The sequence below is a fragment of the Paratractidigestivibacter sp. genome (assembly GCF_052362415.1).
In the GTDB taxonomy this organism is placed as follows: domain Bacteria; phylum Actinomycetota; class Coriobacteriia; order Coriobacteriales; family Atopobiaceae; genus Paratractidigestivibacter.
On the sequence record NZ_DAWEMK010000091.1, the window covers coordinates 1,961 to 3,886 of the forward strand.

Annotated in this window: 1 protein-coding gene and 2 pseudogenes; all 3 read left to right on the top strand. The window is 68.9% G+C overall.

The window, feature by feature from the left end; all coding sequences use genetic code 11:
- Window positions 1-714, top strand: a pseudogene (locus ACT84W_RS08415) (methionine--tRNA ligase); the annotation flags it as partial.
- Between the two features lie 378 nt (window positions 715-1,092).
- Window positions 1,093-1,356 (top strand): annotated as a pseudogene (locus tag ACT84W_RS08420) (alpha/beta fold hydrolase); the annotation flags it as partial.
- Window positions 1,357-1,534: 178 nt separating this feature from the next.
- Window positions 1,535-1,926 (top strand): alpha/beta fold hydrolase (locus tag ACT84W_RS08425; protein ID WP_444328888.1); only part of this gene is annotated, 392 nt, incomplete at its 3' end.

Sequence of the window (1,926 nt, forward strand, 5' to 3'; positions counted from 1 at the left end):
GCCGAGCTGCTCGACTGCTACACCCCCGAGCAGCTGCGCGCCCACTGGCTGAGCCTCGGCCTCGACCAGAAGGCCGTCTCGTTCAACCCCAAGCCCTTCGACACGTCCGTCTCGCACAAGGACAAGAAGACCGGCGAGGAGGTCCTCGTCAAGGACGACCCGCGCATCGTCGACCCCGCGCTCAAGGAGTCCGCGTTCCTGACGAACATCTTCAACCGCCTCGCGCGCAGCTGCTTCTACGGCGCGGCGAACGTCTGCGGCGCGCACCTGCCCGGCATCGAGCCCCACGCCGAGGTCGTCGAGGCCTGCCGCAGGGCGACGCTCGACTTCGAGGCCGCGGCTCACGCCTTCGATGCGCACGGCGCGCTCGGCATCGCCGAGGAGTTCTGCCGGGCGGAGAACAAGCGCTGGGACGACGCCTCGAAGGCCGCCAAGGGAGATGACGAGGCCTACGAGCAGGCGCTCGCCGACGCTTTCCGCGCGCTGCGCACCGTCACGCTGCTCATGCACCCCGCCGTACCCGCCGGCTGCGAGAAGATCTGCGAGCACATGGGCTTCACGGCCGAGGAGTTCTTCAGCTGGGACCACGCCTTCGACGGCCCCGCCGAGCTCGCGGGGCGTCGCGGCGAGAACGCGCAGGACCACGCCATCGTGCCGCTCCCGCCGCGCTTCGACTTCTTCCAGAAGCACCCCTCCCAGCTCAAGAAAAAGTAACCAACACTGGGTGACAGTCATTGCGTGCAGCTTTTATTGCCACCCATCACTGGGTAACAGTCATTGGCAGCAGCGTTTTTTTGGGACACTCATCACGCAATGACTGTCACCCAGTGCAGCTGTTTTGTGATACCCGAGGGCGGGCGAGGCGAAGAAAGCCTTGCCCGCCCGATTGCAAAGGAGAAACCCATGAGCGTCACTCCCCCGCCGGTGCACGTGCCGAGCCCCTACGACAAGCCGCGATCGAACCTCACGGCGCGCGTCGACGTCCCGACCGAAGACGGCGCCTCGATCGCTGCGTTCGTCTACGCGCCCCACGGAGCCCGCGACGTGCCCGGCACGCCCTTCGGCATCGACCCCGCCATCCCGCCGGTGCTCATGCTCCACGGCAACGGCGAGGAGCACGGCATCTTCGGCCCCGTCATCGACGCCGTCGTCGCGACGGGACGCCCGGTCGTGGCGGTCGATTCCCGCAGCCAGGGAGAGTCGACCCGGGGCACGGCGTCCCTCTCCTACGAGCTCATGGCCGCAGACGCCCGCGAGGTCATGGCCCGCTTGGGCGTCTGGGAGTGCCATGTGCTCGGGTTCTCCGACGGCGGGATCCTGGGGCTCCTCCTTGCGCGGGACTGGGGCGCACACGTCCTGACGCTCACCGCGCTCGGCGCGAACCTCTCGCCCGCGGGCCTTCCCGCGGAAGACACCCGCTGGATGGCCGAGGCGGCCGCCGCGAACGCGGCCTGGGCCGAGGAGGGCTGGGAAGGCGAGCACGACCATCCCCTCGCCTGCGGAGGCCGCGCGCATCGCCGAGCTCCTCGCCCTCATGGTCGACCAGCCGCAGATCGACCCCGCTTCGCTCGCAGCCATAACCTGCCCCGTGACCGTCATGGCCGGCGAGTTCGACGTGGTCCTCTACGAAGAGACGCACCGCATCATGGAGGCGATTCCCGGCGCCGAGGAGTACATCGTCCCCGGGGCCGAGCACACCTTGCCGAAGATCTGCCCGGACGTGGTCTCGGATGTCCTGCTGCAGACCATAGCGAGAAACGACGTCCGGCGCCCCGTGCGCGGCCCTCTGCCCGCCGACGGCGTCATCGTCGTGCCGGTCGACGACTCCTGGGAAGAAGAGCTCGAGGAGCTCTACCGCCGCGTGGACGCCGAGCCGGGAACGAGCGGCTGGGTCGATCTCCAGGATCCGCGTGACGATGCCGCCGG